The sequence below is a fragment of the Cyclobacterium sp. 10D3-21 genome (genome assembly GCF_055809755.1).
This window is the reverse complement of sequence record NZ_CM147924.1, coordinates 4,396,031-4,418,587: the sequence shown is the minus strand read 5'-3', so window position 1 is coordinate 4,418,587 and position 22,557 is coordinate 4,396,031. Positions and strand designations below refer to the sequence as shown.

Genomic DNA, 22,557 nt, shown 5'->3' with positions numbered 1-22,557 from the left:
TTAATTAAGACAATTTCACTAAATTTCCTTTTACCGTTTTTTTTATGAAAAATTCATTGTTATTGCTACTATTGGTTCTAGTTATGGGCTGTGGCACAAAGGACCTTACCTTAAATGTCATTACTTTTAATATCCGAAATAATAACCCAAATGATGGCATAAATATTTGGGATGCTCGTATTCCGATTGTGAAATCTTATTTAACCGCAGCAAATCCTGATATAATTGGAATGCAGGAAGTGATGCACCGACAGGTTCTTGATCTTCAAGACATGCTTGAGGATTATGCCTATGTAGGCACTGGCAGAGATGACGGTTAAAAAGCTGGAGAATATACCCCTATTTTTTATAAAAAGGACAAGTTTAAGCTTATCGACCATTCCCAATTTTGGTTATCAGAAACTTCGGATGTTCCTGGAAGCAAAAGTTGGGACGCTGCTATTACCAGGATAGTTACTTGGGCGCACTTTGAGGACAAGGAATCCGGAAAAAAATTCTTTGCTTTCAACACCCATTTCGATCACCGAGGTGTGGAGGCCCGCCATCAAAGTGCAGTTTTAATGTCTGAAAAAATTTCGCTCATTGCTGGCAATGCCCCGGTTATTGTCACTGGTGATTTCAATATCAGAAAAGAACACCCCACTTTGGGAAATGAATTGTACGATAACTTAATCGGAACATTTAAGGCCAATAATTCTCTACTGAATGCTGCCTATGTTTCTAAATCTCCCGTAACCACAGCAGGGCTCACCAGCACAGGTTTCAATCCCGATTGGCCGGACAAGGAGGGCTATGCGATTGATTATATTTTTGTAAGCGATCCTATTGAAGTGGATGCCTATCAAGTGGACCGGATTATGGATGGGGAAGTATTTATTTCAGATCATTGGCCTGTGGTGGCAAAGATTAGTTTTAAAGATTAGCTATGGTCAAAAAAAAACCAGCCTTCGACTCCGCTCAGCCACTAGCCTTCCGGTATGCTCAGTCAAGGCCTAGCGCTTAGGCCGTGTGAAAACATATATGTACAAGAGAGGAATCCCGATTGAAGGAAAGTTTGGGCAGGTAGCGTATGCTTTTGAAATAAATCGAGTTAGCGTCAGGCTATCCGCCAGGAGTAGATGGCTTTCACCCTTTATGTGCTAAATCTTGTCAATCTAGCAAGATAAGCAATCCAGTCATGTTTTATTTAATACTTTGTTTACTAATAAGAAAATAGTTTAATTTCCTATTCATAAGCTCAATGAATTTTTAAATCATAAAAATGCCAAAAGGCAGTACATTCATTTTTAATTTATTGAATTATACCTAATTTGGGATATAAACCCATAATGCCCAAAATGTATAAGGAAAAAAAATATGAAAATTCTGTTCAAAAAGCAGATGATACAGAATATTGGAAGCAAATCAAAAAAGGGGAAAGAGCTGGACTGGAAGCCTTATACGTTAAATATACGCATGAATTATTTAGGTTGGGTATGTCCATTAAAGAGGACAGAAGTTTGGTGAAAGATTGTATCCAAGAAGTATTTTTTAATATTTGGGAATACCGTTATACTGTTAAACCTACAGACAATGTCAAACTTTACCTTTTTAAGTGTCTGAGCAATAAAATCCATAAAGAAGTTGGAAAGGATAAAAAGCGTTATGGTTTTTTGAACCTGGAATTGGAAGACCATTTTTTAAGCGAATCAGAAGTAGAAAAAGACAGTTCAATTACCAATGATAAAAAGAGGCTAGACTTGATGAAATCCCTTGGCGCACTGCCTTCCCGTCAACGTGAAGTAATACAGCTTTTGTATTATGAAAACCATTCCTACGAAGATACTTCAATTATCATGGGAATAAATGTGCAGTCTGTATATACCCTAGCCTGGAAGGCTATTGCCAATTTGAAGAAATGTTTGACCTTGATAGGTTTGTTTTTACTTACTTCAATTTCGTGATCTATTATAAATTCAATAAATTAATCCCCATTTTTTAATATCGTCATTATTTTTATTGCTAATTTTTTAATTTAATGTAATTATTAAAAAATTACTGATGAGGATGAATAGATTTTTAGAAGTCAAGACTTATGTGGGTGAAATTTATCAAAAATGGAAATTTTCAATTATACCATAGAGGATTTTGTTTTAGACCCATCTTTTAAAAAATGGGTAATGCATCCCAATGCAGAATCGAATTTGTTTTGGGAAAATCTATTGGCACAAAATCCATTGAAATACAAGGAAGCCAAAAAAGCCCGTAGGATTATCATTCAATTAAATTCCAAAAAACAACCTATACTTTCGGATTCCGAATTTTCGGTCATGTGGAAAAATTTGGATAAGCGCTTGTCGGAGGAAAATAAAGTGAAACCGATGGGTGATGATGAAAAGATTATTCCTTTGCATTCCATTAGTATTTTGGAAAAAGTGACCCACCAGCAACCCTCCCGATTAAATATTTTTGATTATTTTAATTATAGGGTGGCCTGTGTGCTGATCTTGGCTATTTCATTTGGCGCTCTTTTCAGCTGGTTGTCTGCAGATTCGTACCAATCTACCGAAAATAAGCCTTTGGTGGTATTTGAGGAGCATAAGACCGTTCCAGGGGTTAAGTCTCATCTTACTTTAAGTGATGGATCTCAAGTGATTCTGAATTCAGGAAGTGAATTGAAATACCGCAAAAACTTTGAAAAAGATAGAAGGGAAGTCTTCCTAAAAGGAGAGGCATTTTTTAATGTTACCAAGGATTCTTTAAGACCCTTTATTGTTCATTCCCAAGAGGCAACCACCACAGCATTGGGAACCAGCTTTAATGTGAGGGCCTATTTGGGTGAGACCATTGCTGTTTCTTTGGTGACGGGAAAGGTTGCTGTGAATAGAGAAGGGGTAATAAAGGATTCAGTTACTTTATTTCCTGGAGAAGCTTTGAAAATTGATATGGAAAATGATCAGTTGGTAAAGTCTTCCTTTGACAATGATTTGGTCATGGGGTGGACAAAGAAACGCATTGTTTTTCAGAAAACGCCTCTTTTAGAGGCTATCAGAGTACTTGAAAATTGGTATGGAGTGCATATTCAAATAAAAAATCAACCTACCCGTCAGATTTTGCTTTCGGGAAAGTTTCAGGAGGAAACTTTAGAAAATGTATTAGAGGGGTTGAAATTTTCTACTCGGTTTGAATTTAAAATTGAAAAGGAAAATGTTACAATCCTATTTTAGGAATAAAAAAACTGTCTATGATATAAACCCAAGTTAAAATAAGCCTAAGGATGCGCTAACATCCTCAGGCTGTTATTCTCCGGAAAGTCTTACCAGGAAATTTCCGGCATGTTCATCTAAAACCATTCTGTATAGTTTTAAAAACAAACAAAGTAAAGGTATGAAAAATCTTGTACTCTCACATGTCATACGCATGACTAAATTATTTACTTACTCATTTCTTATTCAATTTCTTTCCATGAGTTTTTTATTTGCCTGGAACGGCAATGCTCAGGTAAAGGATATTGAAGAAGTGATGATTACACTATCCTTTGAAAACACTAAAATTGAAAAGGCATTTTCCTCTATTGAGAAAATGACCGGATTCAATTTTGTTCACACGGACGCGGAATTAAAAGACGTTCCAAGGGTTAATACCTTCGGTAATGATACCCAAAGTGTCTATTCCTTACTATCGGTCATCGGACAACAAACGGGCTTGTACTTCAAGCAGGTGAATCAAAATATTCATGTTCGAAAGACAGATGGTATAGGTAAATGGAATTATCCGAAGCAGGACAAAGAGGAGTTCTTCGAAATAAACATTTCTGGAAAGGTAACCGATGAAAATGGGGAGCCACTTCCTGGGGCCACCATTACCTTGGAAAACACCACTTCAGGCACGGTTACAGATATTGACGGTAATTTTTCTATAGCTGTAAATGAAGGAACTGTTTTGGTTGTTTCTTTTATTGGATACTCGACAAAGAGAATCACAATTACGAACCAATCCCAGATTGAAATTACCATGGAACTCGATGATACTTCATTGGAGGAAGTAGTGGTAATAGGGTATGGTACCCAAAAGAAAGTGAATTTAACCGGTGCTGTGGATGCCATAGAATCGAGTGATATTATTTCCAGACCTGTGGGGCAAGCATCAACTGCCTTACAAGGTTTGGCTCCAGGGGTTACAGTTACCCAGAGATCTGGAAAGCCTGGTGCAGATGGAGGAACTATTCGTATTAGGGGAATTGGCACTTTAGGAGATTCAAATCCTCTGGTGCTAATTGACGGAGTGCCAATGAGTTTAAACGATATTGATGTCAATGAAATTGAATCTATTTCTATTTTGAAAGATGCGGTTTCAGCCGCAATATATGGTTCACGTGCTGCAAATGGTGTTATCCTTGTAACAACAAAGAGGGGCAAAGACGGAGAATTTTCTATAAACTATAGGAATAGCATCGGATGGCAACAGCCAACTGCTTTGATGGACAAAGTAAGTGGTTATGACCATATGGTTATGATAAATAAGGCTTTTGAAAATGTAGGAAGAAACCCTGCTTTTCAGCAAGAATACATTGATGCCTATCGCGAAAATGCACCTTCAGATGCTTACCCTGAAACAAATTGGCATGACGTAATGCTAAGTAATAAGGCACTTCAGCAAAATCATTACCTAGGAATAAACGGTGGGGGAGAAAAAATTAATATTCTTGGCTCTGTGTCTTATATGAACCAAGACGGTCTAATGGATTCGAAATTTGAACGAATAAACATTAGGTTAAACACGGACATTAAAGTTCGAGACAATTTAAAAATTGGAATAGATCTTTTAGCAAGGAATGATGACAGGAATGAGCCTCCTCAAAATTGGCACTGGCTGGCAAGGTACCCCCATAATATCCCAGGTAAAAATGAAAATGGATCTTGGGGAGTAGGATGGGATGGAAGCAATGGATGGGCCTCTATGGAAGAAGGTGGTTATAATTCAGATAAACGACATGAGCTGATGGCCAATTTGAAATTGGATTGGCAACCAATTAAGAACCTTAATATAAACCTTCAGGCCGCCCCAAATGTCAATTACATGCACGTTAAAAATTATAGGAAACAGGTGGATTTATTTTTTCCTGATGGTACCATAATTAACCCTAGTCCTTATAAAGCTTCTTTGAATGAACGTTTTACTAGGTCCATTAATAATAATTATCGTGCACTGGTCAACTACAACAAAGATTTCGGTAAGCATTCATTGGAAATCTTAGCAGGTACGGAGGCAGTAGATTACCGAAATGATTGGCTTGCTGGATTTAGAGATCAGTTTCCACTTGAAAATTATGATGTTCTAAATGCTGGTTCAATTGCAAACCAACAAGCGACAGGCTCAGCCCTGGAATGGTCATTATTGTCCTATTTTGGGAGGATAAATTATAATTATAATGACAGGTATTTATTTGAAGCAAACCTTAGAGCAGATGGTTCTTCAAGATTTTTGGGGGATAACAAATATGGGTATTTCCCATCCTTTAGTTTTGGATGGAGATTGTCTGAAGAAGAATTTCTTTCTACAGCCTCATGGATAAACGAATTAAAAATTAGAGGATCCTGGGGTGCATTAGGAAACCAACAAATCGGTACTTATCCGTTTGCTTCTACTGTAACCATGGGGCAAAATTATGTTTTTGGAGACAATACCCCTGCTTTAGGAGCCGCATTATTATATTCAGGAAATCGAAACATTACCTGGGAGACTACCCGAATGATCAATTTTGGATTTGATGCCAATATCGGAGATTTTGAAATTACAGGTGATTACTATGTGAGAAATACCGATGACATACTTCTTCGTATTCCGGTTCCGCGTATTGCGGGCTTAATTGAACCCTATCAAAATGCTGGTAAAGTTAGAAATACAGGTTGGGATTTAAGTGCTGGATACAGAAAGACATTTGGAGAGTTGGATTTAAGTGTTTCTGCCAATTTATCCGATGTTAACAACCAAGTTGTTGATTTGATGGGTAGTGGACCTCATATTTATGACAGAGAAATCAATCAGGAAGGCCAACCATTTAGGTCATTGTACGGGCTTAGGTCTTTAGGTTATTTTCAAAATCAGGAAGAAATTGATCAACATGCTGCGCAATTTGGGCAAGTTAGTCCTGGAGATATTAAATACGAAGACATTAATAACGATGGAATTATAAATGCAGAAGACCGTACAATTTTTGGAAATACCATACCGAAATATACCTATGGCTTTAATGTTTCCTTAGATTATAAAGGTTTTGATTTTAGTTTGTTAGGACAAGGAGTTGGTAAGGTTGATGGTTATTTAGATAATTTTGCTACAATGGCTTTTTATTTAGGTGGGACTGCTCAGGAGTGGCATATAGATTACTGGACACCAGATAATCCTTCAGCAGCTTATCCTAGATTAACTTTTAACTATCCTAATAACGAACAAGTTTCTTCTCAGTGGGTAAGAAGTGCTTCTTATTTTAGACTGAAAACTATTCAATTAGGGTATACTATACCTTCTGCTATTACAAAAAGATTAAGTCTTTCGAAATGTAGGGTTTATGCCAATGGACAGAACCTGTTAACCTTCCATAATTTTTATGACAGCTTTGACCCAGAAGCACCAGTAGGTGAGGGGACATTTTATCCTCAGGTTAAAGTATTTGTTTTTGGATTGGAGATAACCATTTAATGATAAAATCATGAAAAATACTAAAAAATTCATAATGATAGCAATGGTTGTTTTAATGTCAACCTTATTGCATTCCTGCCAAGATTATCTTGAAAAATACCCTCTTGACCAACCTTCTGATGCCACTTTTTGGAGTACGGAATCTGAGCTTCAAATGGCCATTAATTCAGTTTATCGCAGCTTGTATTTTACGGATAGAACTGCAACCCATATTCCTTTTCAGTTTCTTTTTGACTTTTCAACAGATATTAGTTGGGACAGGAATTTAAGTGTTTGGCAATTATTAGGTCAGGGACAAGTAACTTCAGTCGAACCTACTCTAATCTTTGGTGCCTGGAGTAATGCCTATGTCAATATTGGGAGCTGTAATAGGTTGTTGGCCAATATGCATAAAGCAGAAGCAGTAACCAATCCCGAAACCTTTAAGATAATTGAAGCGGAAGCCAGATTTTTCCGGGCTTATTGGTATGGATGGCTTATCAATTTATATGGAGATGTTCCTTTTACAACTGATCCTTTAGATGTTTTTGATGCGCAACTTCCTCAGACAGATAAGGAAACTATATACCAATTTATCTTGGATGAATTGGAATTGGCTGGGGAAACTTTGCCTATTGAGTATTCTGCTAATGAGAGAGGTCGAGTAACCAAAGGTGCGGCCTGGGCCTTAAAAGCCAGAATGGCAGCATTTAACAATGACTGGGATGTGGCTGCTAACGCTTCAAAGCGGATTATAGACTTAGGTATTTATGATTTGCATCCTAATTTTGATGAATTGTTTACTTATGAAGGTCAGAATAATTCGGAAGAAATATTCACCATACAATTCAGTAGGGGTAACCAGCTGACTCATGAAACTCCAGTCCACACAAGAGGAAGGCTAGCAGGAGGTTTTGCGACAAAAATTCCTACTCAGGCATTGATCGATTCATATGAATGTGTTGATGGTCTTAGGATAGACAAGTCTCCCTTATTTGATCCAGAGAATCCCTTCGAAAATAGAGATCCTCGACTTAATGCCACCTGTGTTGTTCCTGGTTCTGTTTTCTTAGGGTACCAATTCGAAACCCACCCTGACAGCCTACTTGTTTGGGATTACAATCAAAATCCGCCAAAACGAATAGATAATCAGGAAGTGATTAATCCGTACGCAACCTTTTCGGGATACCAATACAGGAAATATGTTTCTTCAGATGAAAGAGAGTTTAGAAGGGAGTCTGAGCTTAATATCATGTTGATTAGGTATTCGGAAATTTTGCTGATTTATGCTGAATCACAAATCGAATTAGGTGAAGTAAATAATTCGGTTTATGAAGCTATAAATCTTGTGAGAGATAGAGCTGGAATAAAAACAATTGATCAAGGGAAATCCATTGAGATGTTGAGGCAAATTGTTAGGCAGGAAAGGAAAGTAGAATTTGCGTTTGAAGGATTACGGTTTTTTGATATCAGACGGTGGGATATTGCTGAAGATGTCATTTCAGGGCCATTATATGGTCGGCCTCTTGGGAATTATAAACCCCATTATATACCAGAATTTGATGAAAATGGAACACCTACATATGAAGCTTACGCTGATGAGTTAAGGATGTTTGATACCAGAAGCTTTAATCCCAGTAAGGATAAATTACTTCCTATACCTCAAAGGGAATTAGACATCAATTCAAATTTGACCCAAAATCCTGGGTATTAATAATCAGAATTGACCTAATAGGTTGATTCTATAAAAAATCGATAACAATGGCTAAATATATTTTCTATCCGTTTGTTTTTGCTCTGGCAATAATAAGTTTTTATGAAAATCCTTTAAAAAATCCAGCAAGTACCCAAGTAGAAACTGAGGTATTTGTTGATATCAAAGATCCTGTCCCCATAGTTAAAGTTAGAGGTGAAGGTCTGATTCATAGGTTTCATGATACTTCTCCAATTAGTCCTTCAGGAAAATATATTGCTCTATTCAGGCTTCCTTTCCAAGACAGGTATCCAAAACCGGGTGAGTTTGGCACCGTAGTTTTAATTAACCTTGAAACTGGTGAAGAAAAGGAAATTGCCAAGTCTTTTGGATGGGAAATGCAACTTGGGGCAAATGTTCAATGGGGAAAGAATGATAACCAATTGTTTTTTAACCAGGTGGATACTTTAAGTTGGGAGTCTTTTACCGTTGAATATAATTTGGAAAGTCAAGCGTCTAGGAGGATCAATGGAGGGCTGTTTATGGTCTCCATTAATGGAGAAAAACTGGTGTCCCATAACTTGAGGAATTCTGAGTATGCACAATCTGGGTACGGTGTAATAGTACCTGATGAATACCGATCAAAAAATTTCGGATTATCTAGTGACGATGGTATTTATGTTACGGATGTGAAAACAGGAAAAAGTAGATTGGTGGCCAGCATTGAAGACATTTATAACACCGCCAAACCAGGTGTAGGGATTAATAATCCAGAGGATTATGAAATATATTGCTTCAAAGCAATGTGGAATCCACAAATGAGTCGCATAATGACTTGCTTACTATTGAAACCAATTTCTGGTGGAAAAAGAAAGGTTGCTGTAATTACCATGAATGGTGATGGATCAGATATTCGAACAGCCATATCCACAACTCAATATGGAAAAGGCGGCCACCATATGGCATGGTTACCAGGTGGTGATCATTTGTCTATGAATATGGAGGTAAATGCTGAAAAGGAGGGTTTGGAGATAGTTACCGTTAAATATGATGGAACAGAGTTGAAGGAGGTATTTGATCCAGGATCTGGTCATCCTAGTTTTCATCCAGATGGACTTCCATTGATTATTACAGATGCCTATGCACATGAGACAAGGGTAACAGCTGGGGATGGTTATGTGCCCGTTAGGCTTCTTAATGTCCGTACTGGAAAAGAAATTGTGATTGCCAAAGTTAAAACACCTCAAGTTGAGGACAGCTCTTTCAGATTAGATGCCCATCCAACTTGGGATCGATCAGGTAGGTATGTAGTGTTCAATGGTTACGATGGAGATGTACGAAGTGTATATGTAGCAGATTTAAATAGAATTATCAGCCAAGAAAAAAAACACCTAAGCAGATGAACAGGAGAAAATTTCTAAATATTAGCTTTCCGGCAACTGGAGCCATTATGATGGGCCCAGGTTTAATGAATTTACAGGCAAAGTCGGAAATATATCGCCAATTTTCAGGTAAAAGCAGTTTTGATACTTATGATGTAGTTATCAATGGTGGAGGATTTGCAGGCTATTTTGCAGCTGTTAATGCGGTAAGTGCTGGGAAGAAGGTATTGTTGATTGAAAAAAGGACCAGTCTGGGATTCGAACTTTTCGCCAAGCGAAAATTATGGATGGATGCTGCTGGTTTTGAGGGTTTCAGTTCGGAGCTTTCCAATCTTTTTTTACCTCAAGGTGAGCAGGTAGAAATGGATAATCCACTTGGCAGTGGCGTAGGAAAAAGTACTTTTGACGATGAAATATTACTGTTTTCTGGAAGTATCAGAAAGGGTATGTTAAGGAATCTCCTCCTGAAAAAAGTACATGTATTGCTAATGACGGATGTATGTGGTGTTTTTAGGAATAAAGGCGCTGTAAAGGGTGTATTGATGGCTGGTAAGCAGGGTTTGCAGCATGTAAAATGCAATAATTTTATAGATGCTTCGGATCAGGTCATTTTTAGCAGGAATCTTTTCAAACAAGATTATGAAATTGATAGGGCTGGTTTCGTCTTGGAATTGAAAAATGTTGAGAATCCTCAAAAAAAGGTTTTGCCTATTTCTTCTGACTATAATATTTTCCAGGATCAGATAACTTTCCATAGAGGAAAGCTTTCTGAAGACCAAGGATATCTTGATTTTGAATTCAAGGTTGATAAGCAAAGTTTTGAAGAAATTGAACACCAAGCAAGACATAAAGCTGCTGAACTAGGTCAAAATTTCAAAAACCTAGACCCATCTCTTAAAAATGCCGAGATCTTCCAATATGGACTTGAAACATCCTTGATTTTAAAAGATGATCAGCTGCCTGAAGTGGGTCTTGAGGGGTATTTTATGTTAAGTGGAAAACCCATAACCAGTAAAAATATCTTGGCTATTAATGAAGAAGCCAAGGAATTGATTAAATCTCTGCCACGCAATTCAAGTAATACCAAGGCTTCAACCTTAATGATTAACAGTGCAGATATTCCAATAAGACAGATCCAATTCTCCAAATTGGACGAATCTAGCTTTTCAATTCCATTACAACAGGTGACTTTTGATTACAATTCTTTGGTTAAAGACAAAGAATATTGTCAGGTTGCTGTAGCAGGTGGTGGTACAGGAGGTGCTTTTGTCGCTAAAGGAGCAGCAGGGAAAGGAGCCAATACTATTGTTGCTGATTATTTCAATGATCTGGGAGGTACTAAAACTATGGGTGGAGTCATGGGGTATTACCATGGGTTGACGAGCAATGGCTTTTTCAAAGAACAAAATGAAGTGGCAGAAAGGACAGCTTTTGAAAACAATATGTCCAAAAAGGTAGGCCGTAAATATTATCACCTGAAAGAAATTTTAAATGCTGGAGGGAGGTTTATCCCAGGAGCTATTTTCTGTGGTGCCATGACAGTTGATCAGAAAGTTTCAGGGTTTTTGATTTGTAATAATGGTAAATTGCAAACTATCAATGGAGATATCACAGTTGATGCCACTGGAGATGGGGATATTGCTTCTTTTGCAGGAGCGGAATATAGCATCGGGAATTCTCGAACAGGTGAAACGCAGAATTACAGCCAATGGGATATTCCAGGTGCAGTTTCAATTCCTACCTCAACCACAAATCGTGATTATGATGTGCTAGACACCACAAAAATTGCAGAATTGCAACGAGGATTATTTCTTTCCCATTATGAAGCCCATTTTTATGATTTTCACCCATTTCTTACCGTTAGAGAATCTCGGCTTATAGAAGGGATACATGTGTTAAATTTGTATGATGTTGCTGAAAAAACACATTTCAAGGATGTAGTTTCAATGGCAAGCAGTGATTTTGATCCTCATATTGTAGGCAGTTCCGAATTTTCTAAATGCGGTTTCTTGTTGCCCCATTCTAATGATTTGGTAGTAGAAATTCCTTATCGGTGTATTGTTCCTAAATCCCTTGATGGGCTTTTGATTGCAGGTAGGGGCATAAGCCAAACCCATAATGCCATGCAGTTTACCCGCATGTCCGCAGATATTCTGGTTTTGGGATATCTGACTGGACAAATTGCGGCAGATCTCGCATGGAACAATACAAGACCTCGTGATTTTGATGTTTCTGACTTACAGCGAGAATGGGCCGAATTAGGGTACTTGCCCAAGGACTATGACCGTCCTTCTACTGAAAAGAAAAGATTTCAACCGGAAGAAATCAATGCCCGGATTGCCCAGCTTGCAGAAGGAAAGCAGGAGTATTTATATGAATGCAGCAGGTTACCTAAAGAACTTGCAATTCCTGTATTGAAATCATATTTTGAAAAATCCGGTGATGAAAATTCAAAACTCCTTTTGGCAAAGGCCTTGGCCTGGTTTGGAGAAAGCGATGGTATTGCCCTCATTGATAAGGAACTACAGGGAATGTTTGAAGAAGAACTAGAGGATGGCTATCCTGATGGTTATGTTGATGATTACGATTTCATAAGAGGTAGAGAAAAGAATGTTTTGGAAGGGCTGTTTTGGCGAATTAACCAAAATATTGCACTATTAGCAATGACAGGTAATAAAAGTTCAATTCCAACCATTCGAAAAATAATCGAAAATACTACCTCGGGAGGAGGGGTTGTAAACAGGACAAATGATTATTTTAATGGAAGAATTGATTTAAAGATTATTCCATTCTATAACCGTATTTTAAATCTTTGCTTCTACGGAGATAGGATACCTGATGTGCAATTTATTCCGGGATTTGAAAAGTTGCTGGAAGATGAAAATATTGGAGGATTTAAAACAGTTGAATATGATGAGGTGAGATGGAGAGTCTATGGTGGTCTGCTAGAAATGTCCATAGCTGCCACACTGACAAGGTGTGGTGCCAAGAGTGGTTACCAGCTCTTGGTAAGTTATCTTGAAGACATACATTCAAATTACAAGTCTTTTGCTAGGGCTGAGCTCAGGGATGTCACCCACCAGGATTTAGGATTAAACCCCCTAAAATGGAGAAGGTTCCTATCCGAGAAACAATTCCCTAGACCCACCAGAAACTTAGTAAAATATATAGAGGTATAAACCGAAATACATCAATTAAACTTCATGTACTATTTTCAACTTCTGTATACTTCCCTCTTCCTCTTTTATTTTCAAGGGGAAGAGGTTTACTTTCAAAGTGAGAGATTAAAGGGGGTATCGTGGCAACAAAATGCGCCTCTTCACCATATTATGGATGATAAAGGGGAAGAAATAGAAATTTTTGCCAAAAAGGATGAAGAAGGGCTTTTGTATTGGTACAGAAGGGCCTGGACACCAGTTTGTCTTATCGGTGAGTGTAAATTGATTGATATCGGTATTTATTGGGACTTTACTGGTGATTTCCTTGGCTTAGAGGTTTATGGAGAGCCTCTCACCAAAACTGACCATAGCGATTTCACTCCTGAGGACTACCATAGGTTGATTGAAATTTTAGAAAATGACTGGTCACCCCTAAGAGAATATGAGTTATCAGACTTGGTAGAGGAACCTTATAAAGAATCTTCGGAAGTAGATGGTACCTCAGGGGCTACAAAAAAAGAAATTTCCGAGGAGGCTGTTGCTGATGCTGTTTATACCACGCATACCATTTGGCATTTGTCCCACGTGGGAGAAAAAGAACAATTGGTGAATTTGACGGTTGATGAATTGAACAATGATGAGGAGTTATTTTCTTTCATTTTGCAGAATGAACAATTAGACGATCATGTTGATTTTTTTCTTGGTTTATATACCAATGGGGAATTGAAGAACGATGAATATCTCAATTCATTGGTTATAAGTAGTTTGAGCCATAATGGAATGTCTAAAAATAAAACCTTGGCTATTAAAACACTATCGAAATGCAATTATTCGGACCCTTATTTCCTTCAACGATTGATTGACATTTACAATGAATTGCCTCCAAGAGAAAAGGTTCAGGCATTGAATGAATTTCAAAAAATTAATAATTTTCCTGAGGCCTTATTTCTTGCCATTGTTCAAAACCTGGAAAACCAACAAGAGTGGTACATTTTAAAGGTATTTCAAGTAATGGAACATAGGAGTCAATTTAGGAGTGAGTTGTTCAACTTGGGAAAAAACCTTACCCAAATAGATAATTCTCAACTTCATAAAATTTTAAGTGAAATTAATGTGAGATGAGTAAAGGATCGCATTTATAGCTAGGTTAATTCTATTTTATTTTTATGAATTTCCGGCTTTAACACGAAATATGCAATAGACAATCTATTAATTGCTGAAATCGCTTCAAAATACCCAATCGTTGCTGTTTTCAATTTCACCATAACGGTGCTATGCTAAAATCCCCAAACACCCTGATTTTCTTGCGATTCAAACGCTTCCTGATGATTTGGACAATCCATTTCAAATTCCGGGTTAAACCTGGATTCAAATGCTTTGAAAAGAAACAATATGAAGTTACCTTAGGTGCAGATTTGGCCAACATTGTTACGGTAATAAGTTACAACCAAATTTATTTGGCGTTCCATCACTGATTCACCTACTTTGCTACAGCACTTTTATCCCGCTGTGGTACTTTTAGTTATTGTTAAATGAATCAATAAACAGCATATTGAAAAGATGAAAGCCAGAGGGAGTAATGCAATAGGGTTTCGACTTCAATAGAGGGAGGGGTGTAACTATTAGAAAACAAGCGTATTTGGAGATTGATGCCATATAATTAAAGAACAATTCTTTAAACAGATTACAGGACCATTACAATTCATTTGGCAAGCAATAGTAAATTTTTAAAAAACAGGTAGGAGGGGAATTCTTTTCGAAAACGAGGCAACAGTTAACACCGAACAAGAGAAATTATGTACAAGAAATATTTTTTAATAGTAATTGGCTTGTATTTTTTTATAAATAAAACAGAAGCTCAGGTATTTGGATGTACTGACCCGATGGCGGAAAATTTCAATTCATCAGCTACAAATAATGATGGGAGTTGTACCTATAGTGTTACATCTATTGAACCATCTTCAAGTTATAATTTAGGAGATAACCTTACTGAAACTTCTGGCTTAATATTATGGAATAATCAAATATGGACTCACAATGATAGTCAAGATTCCAATATTTACGCATTAGATACTATTGATGGAGCGTTGATCCAAACTTTTCCTTTACCTGACATTTTTAACAATGATTGGGAAGAAATAGCTCAGGACAGTGACTATTTATACATTGGAGATTTTGGAAACAACTCCAGTGGAAACCGCACGAACCTGAAGTTACTAAGAATTAGTAAAAATTCCCTCCTAATTGATCCAATAGAAATTGACACGATAAATTTCACCTATTCCAATCAGGATGACTTTAACCCTACTGGTTCCAATAGGACAGATTTCGATTGTGAGGCTTTTGTGGTCACAAAGGACAGTGTTTTTTTATTTACGAAGCAATGGGTTACAAATAAAACCAGTGTATATTCTCTTCCAAAAGAGCCTGGAACTTATACTGCAAAGTTAAAGTCCACTTTTGATGTGCAAGGCTTGATAACTGGTTCAACCTATCTTGAATCAAAAAACATCATGGTTTTGGTAGGCTACAACGCTTTATTACAACCATTTTTATATTTACTTTATGATTTTGTCGGGGATGATTTTTTTGGAGGGAATAAGCGAAAAATTAATATTTCATTACCTTTTCATCAGGTTGAAGGAATCGCAACAAACAATGGTTTTAAATACTATATCTCTAATGAATATTTTTCGCAAGCCTCCTATTCTACCGTTCCACAAAAACTTCATATTCTCCATTTAAATGCTTACCTGGAAAATTATTTTTATCCTGTAATCACCTCTATGCCTGAAGTCAATCCGGAAAATGACTTTGTGATTTATCCTGTCCCTGCCTCAAATTTCATTAATATTAAAACAAATAAGGATCTTTCTTTTGAAAGATATACACTGACAAACCAGTTTGGTCAAGAGGTTTTAATAGGCCAATTGTCAAATGAAAACCCTAGAATTAACATATCATTTTTATCCAAGGGTTTATATATGTTGAAAGTAGGTAGCGAAAGACAATCATTTAAAGTGCTAAAAAAATAGCATTTTCATGATGTACGATAGAAAGCTCCAAAATCCGTGGTTTTAAACATGGTACCAATTTTTTTCAGCATTCTAGCATGATAAAATCCCCTATCCCATACCTGGTAAAAATATAATTATTACCTCCTGAATACTAGATTATGCAATAGGATTCAGAACCATTCGGAAAGTGTTGCTATCGAATGAAAATAGAAATGAAGTGATAGATTTAGAAGTCGTTTCAGTTCGTATTTTAATGTTTCAAGTTAATAAAGAAACTGACTTTTTAACCATTTTCACAGTCAATTTCCCGACCTATAGTCGCTATTATTAGCAGATAACTTTTATATTAGTAAATTCACTGAAAGTACTAAATATCATGGGTATAACCAGTTTTGGCGGAAGTAGTTAGAAGTGATGTAAGCAGGCAAGCTAAGGCCAGAACTCACTATATTTTACCAGACATTTAAACCAAAAAATATGAAACCCCTTCTCCAGATTTTATTTAGTGTCATCATTTTAAATGGCTGTACACCTACCGAAACCTTTGATGTGTTGATCAGAAATGGTGAAATTGTTGATGGTTCTGGCGAGCCATCCTATACTGGTGATATTGGTATTAATGCAGACACTATTTCGGCTATTGGAAATTTATCCGGAGCTAATGGTGAATTAGAAATTGATGCTACAGGATTAGTGGTTGCTCCGGGGTTTATTAATATGCTTAGTTGGGCGGTCGATGCCTTGATTGAAGATGGGAAATCTCAAAGTGACATCAGACAAGGCGTGACCCTGGAGGTTTTTGGTGAAGGCAGTTCTATGGGTCCATGGAATGATAAAATGAAAAAAGAGGAACAGGAAATGCAGGGTGATATTAAATACCCTATTAGCTGGACTTCTCTTAGTGAGTACCTCGACTTTATCGTTGAAAAAGGTATCTCAACAAATGTGGCCTCGTTTTTAGGTGCAACAACATTAAGAATACATACTGTAGGTTACGAAAATCGAGCGCCAAGCCCAGAGGAATTAGAGGCCATGAAAGCCATGGTTAAACAGGGGATGGAAGAAGGTGCACTTGGGATTGGTTCTTCTCTCATTTATGCTCCGGCCTTTTATTCCAGTACCGAAGAATTAATAGCACTTTGTAAGGTAGCTTCCAAATACGATGGGATGTACATTTCACATATCCGAAGTGAAGGCAACCAACTCTTGGAAAGCCTTAATGAATTGATTCGAATTGCCGATGAAGCCAATATTCGGGCGGAGGTCTATCACTTGAAAATGGCAGGAAAAACCAATTGGAACAAATTCGATGCGGTGGTCTCAAAGATTGATTCAGCAAGAGCGGCAGGACTTTCTATAACAACAGACATGTACACCTACACCGCTGGAGCTACAGGACTCGATGCTTCCATGCCTCCATGGGTGCAAGAAGGTGGGTATGAAAAATGGGCAGAGCGCTTACAGGATCCGGAAATTAGAAAACGGTTAAAAATAGAAATGGTTACCCCTACCAATGAATGGGAAAGTTTGATGATGGGGGTTGACTCTTATGAAGACGTCCTGTTGATCGGATTTAAGAACGATAGCTTAAAATATTTGACAGGAAAATCATTGGCGCAAGTGGCCGAAATGCGCAATACCTCTCCCGTGGAAACAGCAATGGATCTCGTCATTCAAGACGGGAGTAGGGTAGGTACGGTATATTTTATGATGTCCGAGGAAAATGTAAAAAAGCAAATTGCACTACCTTATATGAGCTTTGGCTCTGACGCAGCGTCCTATGCTCCTGAAGGGGTTTTTCTAAAATCCAGTAGCCATCCTCGGGCCTTTGGAAATTTTGCACGACTTCTAGGTAAATATGTACGTGATGAAAAAGTGATTTCTCTAGAGGAAGCGGTGTACAAACTTACTACCTTACCCGCTACCAATTTGAAAATCAAAAAGCGTGGAACATTAAAGGAAGGCTTTTATGCTGATTTGGCCATATTTGATCCGAATGAAATTCAAGACCATGCAACCTACGATAAACCCATGCAGTATTCAACGGGGATGGTTCACGTTTTTGTCAATGGAAAGCAAGTGCTCCAAAATGGAGAACATACAGGTGCATTACCTGGTCAGGTTGTTAAAGGTCCGGGATACAAAGCAATGAAATAGTGTCATAGAACTAAAGTTAAAAAATGAAGAATACGCAATCTTACCTATTGATTTTTGCTTTGACCTTTTTTATTTTAGGATGCAACAATACAAATTCGAAAGAAACGCCCTGGGAAAAATCTACTCTTTTGTTCGAGGATACTGGTACGGAAAATTGGCAGCAGAAATGGATGTTGGATGGGCTACAATCCAAAGTGATTAACAGCAAAGATGGAATGGAGCTTGTTGCAGGCCCAAAACATGGAAATGATTCCAGCCATACAGTCTTATGGACAAAGCAAACTTTTGAAGGTAATATCTCCATTGAATACGATTATACCCGAACAGATACCACAACTAGATGTGTAAACATCCTGTATTTTCATGCTGAAGGTAAAGGCGGTCCAGAGTTCCCAAAGGATATTTCACTTTGGAATGATAAACGAACAGTGCCCTCTATGCGAACGTATTTTAATAACATGAATACTTACCACATTAGTTATGCCGCTTTTTCATCCAAGGTGTATTCAGGAGAAAACGATTATATAAGATTACGCAGGTACAATCCAAACAAAGAAGGTTTGGCAGGAACGGATGTTCCAAATGACTATTTTAAGACCGGAATGTTTAAGCCTGATGTAACCTATCATATTGAGGTTATTAAATACAATGACATTATCGAAATGCATATTCAAAACAAAAACGACAGTTCTGATTATTTGGTCTGCAAGTGGGATGCATCCATATTCCCTTTATATGATTCTGGAAGAATTGGTTTACGTCACATGTATACCAGAGGTGTCAGGTATAAAAATTTTAAAGTTTGGAGGCTTGATTAAGTGCTTTTAAAAAACAGATGCCTAATTTTAAGTGTATTTGACTATTTCAGGATAAGCCCAAAAAAATAAAAATGATTCCAAACATTTCAGTTAACATTAGAAAGAGCATTATAAGCCTTATTTTCCATGGGTTTATTTTGGCGCTATTATTTCATATATCCTACACAGCAAAAGCCCAGCAGCCCAATATATTGGTGATCATTTCAGATGATTTGAATACCAATATTGGGCCTTATATGGATACGGATAACCATACGCCCCACCTTGATCGGCTTGCTTCCGAAGGGGTAAGGTTTTCCAGGACTTATAGCCAGTTTCCACTCTGTGGGCCATCCAGGGCTTCTTTGATGAGTGGGTTGTATCCAGAGACCAATGGGGTATTGAGAAACAATGATCAACTGGGTAGTTATAGAAAGGAAACTCCAGCTCTGGCTGATCATCCTTCTATGGCGGGATTTTTTAGGGAACGGGGTTATTATACCGCCAGAATTTCAAAGATTTTTCACATGGGTGTACCCGGTGGAATAGAAAGAGGAGCAGTAGGTGGAGATGATCTGGATTCCTGGGATTATGCCTACAATGTGCTCGGACCTGAAACCTTGAGCCAAGGCCAATTGGAGTTGCTATCCCCTAAAAACCTCCATTATGGTTCAAATTTCGCTCAAATGATAATTCCCGATAGTTTGGAAGGAACGCAGACGGATTATCTGGCAGCCAGCCAAGCCATCGCAGTTTTGGAAAATAGAGCGGGAAAAATCCCTCAAGGAGGCACCAACAAACAAAGGGTCAAGAAGGATGCTCCTTTTTTTCTTGCTGTTGGCTTTGTCAGGCCTCATGTACCACTCATTGCTCCCGAAAGTAGTTTTATTCCCTATCCTGTCAAGGAGGTGGTTTTACCAACTGTGAATATTGGGGACAATGTTCCACTGCAGGCTTTAAAAAGGCAAAATGAAAAGATTTGGGGAATGGATGAGTTTCAGCAGCGAAAGACCATTAGTGCCTATATGGCCAGTGTTCGGTTTATGGATGAACAAGTAGGAAGATTGCTGAATGCCCTTGATAGGTTGGACTTGAGAAATGAAACGATTGTTATATTTATGTCCGATCATGGTTACAATCTGGGAGAACATGATTGTTGGTCAAAGTCCAGTCTATGGGAGGGAAGCATTAGGGTTCCTGTCATCTTTTCTGTTCCTGGCAAGGAATATGAAAAGGCATACGGAAGCAGTTCTGAAAGTATAACAGAATTGCTGGACATTTATCCTACACTGGTGGATCTTGCTGGATTATCATCAGAGAAACCAGCCATACTTCAGGGAAGAAGTTTGCTGACACAGTTAAAAGGTGAAAGTAAGGGTATGGAAGAAAACGTTGCCTACACCATTTACAATGACGGGGCCAGTTTGCGGACGGACAAATGGCGGTATACCAGGTGGGGAGACCTTGCTTTGGGGAACAATGAAGAACTGTACGATCATTCTACTGATCCTGAAGAAAACATTAATTTGGTAGGGAATAAAGGCCATGTTGCTGTTTTGGAAAGGATGCGTAAGAAATTGGAGGAGACAAGAAATAAAGCTCAGAGCAGCTTAAATAAATAGGCAATGATGGTTGTTGTTAAACGATTGCTAGACAATAATACTTTTATGAATAAGACGATTTTTTTGCTATTAATGTTGGTTCTATCCTTTACTGCCAATGCGCAAATAAACATGGCCGACTCAACAGTACAAGTTATTGGCTATTGGAGCATCGATGATACCCAATCCTATGAAGTATCACTTGAAAAATACAAAATAATAGAAGGGGATACCTCTGCTCGAAATTTTATCAAGTACGAGGTTGATATCACCATTAAAGATTCTACCGCTGATAGTTATCTAATTGAATGGTTCTATAAAAACTATGAAATTGAAACGGACAATGAACTCGTCCAAAAGCTTTCAAAAATATCGGAAGATTTACCGGTAATTATCAAAACGGATGAATTTGGTGCAATACAAGAAGTGATTAATTGGGAAGAGGTCGGGAGTTATATGGAAAAGGCAATGGACCTTATCAAAGTGGAATTTGGTCATTTCCCTAATTTTGATCAAACCATGGCTCAGTTTATGGGGGCGTATAAGAGTAAGGCAGCCATAGAAGGAAATGCCATAAAGGATGCCCTTCAGTTTTACACTTATCATGGTGGAGCATATACGCTCAATGAAGAAATCAATGGGCAAATGCAACTGATGAACAATTTCGGAGGAACTCCTTTTGATACCGATGTGGCGGTTGTTTTAGATGAAATCGACGAGGAATCGGGATCCTCAATAATTAGAATGTTCCAAGAGGTTAATTCTGAGCAATTGACTAATGCTACTTACGATTTCTTGGAAACCCTGACTGGTCTGAAAGGGAAATTGCCTGCAAGAGAAAACTTTCCAGCATTAACCAATAAAACCTGGACGGCATCTCGCATACATGCAACTACAGGCTGGACAACTTATAGTATAGAAACGAAAGAAGTTCATGCTGAAGGAACCACCAACGTGGATGAAAGGATTATACAAATTAAATAACCTAGGACAGTCCTAATTAGGATGTGTATAGTTGAAACTATTAGCATTACCTGATGCCAAACCGGTTTCTTCAAGTAATAGCCTGGGCATTGCTTAAGCCGGGTTTAATTACAATTTTCCTTTATTCTTAAAAATGGATTTCATAATTAATTTTTACGGGCAGCTTTTATTTATCGTTCTGATAAATAAAAGCTCTTAATATCTCATCTGAGTCAAAGTCCACTTTTATACCCACAGCAGTCTATTTATTTCCTACACTGTAGTTTAGAAATTCTCCATCTTTTAGCTCAATTATTTGCAGGATAGGATCAGAAATGTTCTAAATCAAAATTGAGGCTGAGCAGAGTAGATATTAATCAATTTTTCAAGGTTTGATTGACAAATTATATCATATAAGAAGATGATTTTAGTCATGATTAGCTCTGCTGGTATAGTTTACCTTTGACCTATCAAAACAAGCCAATAGCACAGTTTTGAACAGGTATTTTCAAATCAAGCTAAACCAAACCCTTATGAATAAACATGTAAAATGGACCATATTTTCCCTGTTAGTTCTTTTCAGTACTTATGGGAATCAGGTGTTTTCACAGCAGAATTATAAAGTTGCACCCGATCCTGAAATGAAGGTTTCAGGTACATCTACCCTTCACGATTGGGACATGGTTTCCTCGGAAGCGAAAGGAACGGCTTCGCTTAGGCTTTCTGCAGGAAAAGTAACAGCAATTCAATCGGTTGAGATTACCATGCCTGTTAAATCCCTAAAAAGTGGAAAGGGACCAATGGACAAAAATGCCTACAATGCTTTGAAGGAAGCAGATCATCCTGAAATCACTTTTAAAATGCTGGAAGCCCACCAGGATGGGGGGAATGATTGGAAGGTTTCTGGAAGGCTTCAAATAGCTGGTGAAACCCAAACAGTCCCTTTTCTACTTCAAATTGTAACTGAAGGAGAAAGCATTTCTCTTTCAGGTGCAGCTGATGTAAAGTTAACCGATTTCAAAGTGGAGCCTCCAACAGCCGTATTTGGCACCATTAAAACGGGTGATCAAATGACGATCAACATAAAAATGAAACTACATCCAATTAAATAACACATTAATTTTTGCTA

General features: G+C 37.7%; 15 protein-coding genes. All 15 read left to right on the top strand.

From position 1 onward, the window contains the following. Positions 1 to 44 precede the first annotated feature (44 nt). The 15 genes from AC0L7T_RS17235 to AC0L7T_RS17165 all read left to right on the top strand — a co-directional run bounded on the left by AC0L7T_RS17235 (position 45) and on the right by AC0L7T_RS17165 (position 22,540). On the top strand, positions 45 to 320 hold the full coding sequence (locus tag AC0L7T_RS17235; protein ID WP_473336933.1) for a hypothetical protein: 276 nt from the start codon (positions 45 to 47) through the stop codon (positions 318 to 320). Positions 321 to 560: 240 nt separating this feature from the next. Further along, entirely contained in the window at positions 561 to 923 is a 363-nt protein-coding gene (locus AC0L7T_RS17230; protein WP_473336931.1) for an endonuclease/exonuclease/phosphatase family protein, read from the top strand. Between the two features lie 414 nt (positions 924 to 1,337). Further along, a complete protein-coding gene (locus AC0L7T_RS17225) occupies positions 1,338 to 1,943 on the top strand; it encodes an RNA polymerase sigma factor (protein ID WP_473336928.1) in 606 nt (201 codons plus the stop codon). A gap of 153 nt (positions 1,944 to 2,096) precedes the next feature. Continuing rightward, positions 2,097 to 3,206 carry a FecR family protein gene (locus AC0L7T_RS17220; protein ID WP_473336926.1) on the top strand — a complete coding sequence of 370 codons (1,110 nt, stop codon included), beginning with the start codon at positions 2,097 to 2,099 and terminating at the stop codon, positions 3,204 to 3,206. A 160-nt stretch (positions 3,207 to 3,366) separates the two neighbouring features. Further along, positions 3,367 to 6,681, top strand: coding sequence for a SusC/RagA family TonB-linked outer membrane protein (locus AC0L7T_RS17215; RefSeq protein WP_473336924.1), 3,315 nt, complete (start codon positions 3,367 to 3,369; stop codon positions 6,679 to 6,681). Positions 6,682 to 6,691: 10 nt separating this feature from the next. Next, positions 6,692 to 8,374, top strand: a complete 1,683-nt coding sequence (locus tag AC0L7T_RS17210) for a RagB/SusD family nutrient uptake outer membrane protein (protein ID WP_473336922.1) — start codon at positions 6,692 to 6,694, stop codon at positions 8,372 to 8,374. A 47-nt stretch (positions 8,375 to 8,421) separates the two neighbouring features. Continuing rightward, complete coding sequence (locus tag AC0L7T_RS17205; RefSeq protein ID WP_473336920.1) at positions 8,422 to 9,756, top strand: TolB-like translocation protein; 1,335 nt, start codon at positions 8,422 to 8,424, stop codon at positions 9,754 to 9,756. Next, complete coding sequence (locus AC0L7T_RS17200; protein WP_473336919.1) at positions 9,753 to 12,914, top strand: FAD-dependent oxidoreductase; 3,162 nt, start codon at positions 9,753 to 9,755, stop codon at positions 12,912 to 12,914. The genes AC0L7T_RS17205 and AC0L7T_RS17200 overlap by 4 nt, the downstream gene beginning before the upstream one ends. A 24-nt stretch (positions 12,915 to 12,938) precedes the next feature. Further along, positions 12,939 to 14,015: a hypothetical protein gene (locus tag AC0L7T_RS17195; protein ID WP_473336918.1), complete on the top strand. Its 1,077-nt coding sequence runs from the start codon at positions 12,939 to 12,941 to the stop codon at positions 14,013 to 14,015. 674 nt (positions 14,016 to 14,689) lie between these two features. Next, positions 14,690 to 15,928, top strand: coding sequence for a T9SS type A sorting domain-containing protein (locus tag AC0L7T_RS17190; protein ID WP_473336916.1), 1,239 nt, complete (start codon positions 14,690 to 14,692; stop codon positions 15,926 to 15,928). Positions 15,929 to 16,387: 459 nt separating this feature from the next. Next, a complete protein-coding gene (locus AC0L7T_RS17185; protein ID WP_473336914.1) occupies positions 16,388 to 18,067 on the top strand; it encodes an N-acyl-D-amino-acid deacylase family protein in 1,680 nt (559 codons plus the stop codon). A 23-nt stretch (positions 18,068 to 18,090) separates the two neighbouring features. Then, positions 18,091 to 18,885: a DUF1961 family protein gene (locus AC0L7T_RS17180; RefSeq protein WP_473336912.1), complete on the top strand. Its 795-nt coding sequence runs from the start codon at positions 18,091 to 18,093 to the stop codon at positions 18,883 to 18,885. A 71-nt stretch (positions 18,886 to 18,956) separates the two neighbouring features. Next, on the top strand, positions 18,957 to 20,486 hold the full coding sequence (locus AC0L7T_RS17175; RefSeq protein WP_473336910.1) for a sulfatase: 1,530 nt from the start codon (positions 18,957 to 18,959) through the stop codon (positions 20,484 to 20,486). A 45-nt stretch (positions 20,487 to 20,531) separates the two neighbouring features. Next, positions 20,532 to 21,449, top strand: a complete 918-nt coding sequence (locus tag AC0L7T_RS17170) for a hypothetical protein (RefSeq protein WP_473336907.1) — start codon at positions 20,532 to 20,534, stop codon at positions 21,447 to 21,449. A 512-nt stretch (positions 21,450 to 21,961) separates the two neighbouring features. After that, positions 21,962 to 22,540: a YceI family protein gene (locus tag AC0L7T_RS17165; RefSeq protein WP_473336905.1), complete on the top strand. Its 579-nt coding sequence runs from the start codon at positions 21,962 to 21,964 to the stop codon at positions 22,538 to 22,540. The last annotated feature ends 17 nt before the right edge of the window (positions 22,541 to 22,557 follow it).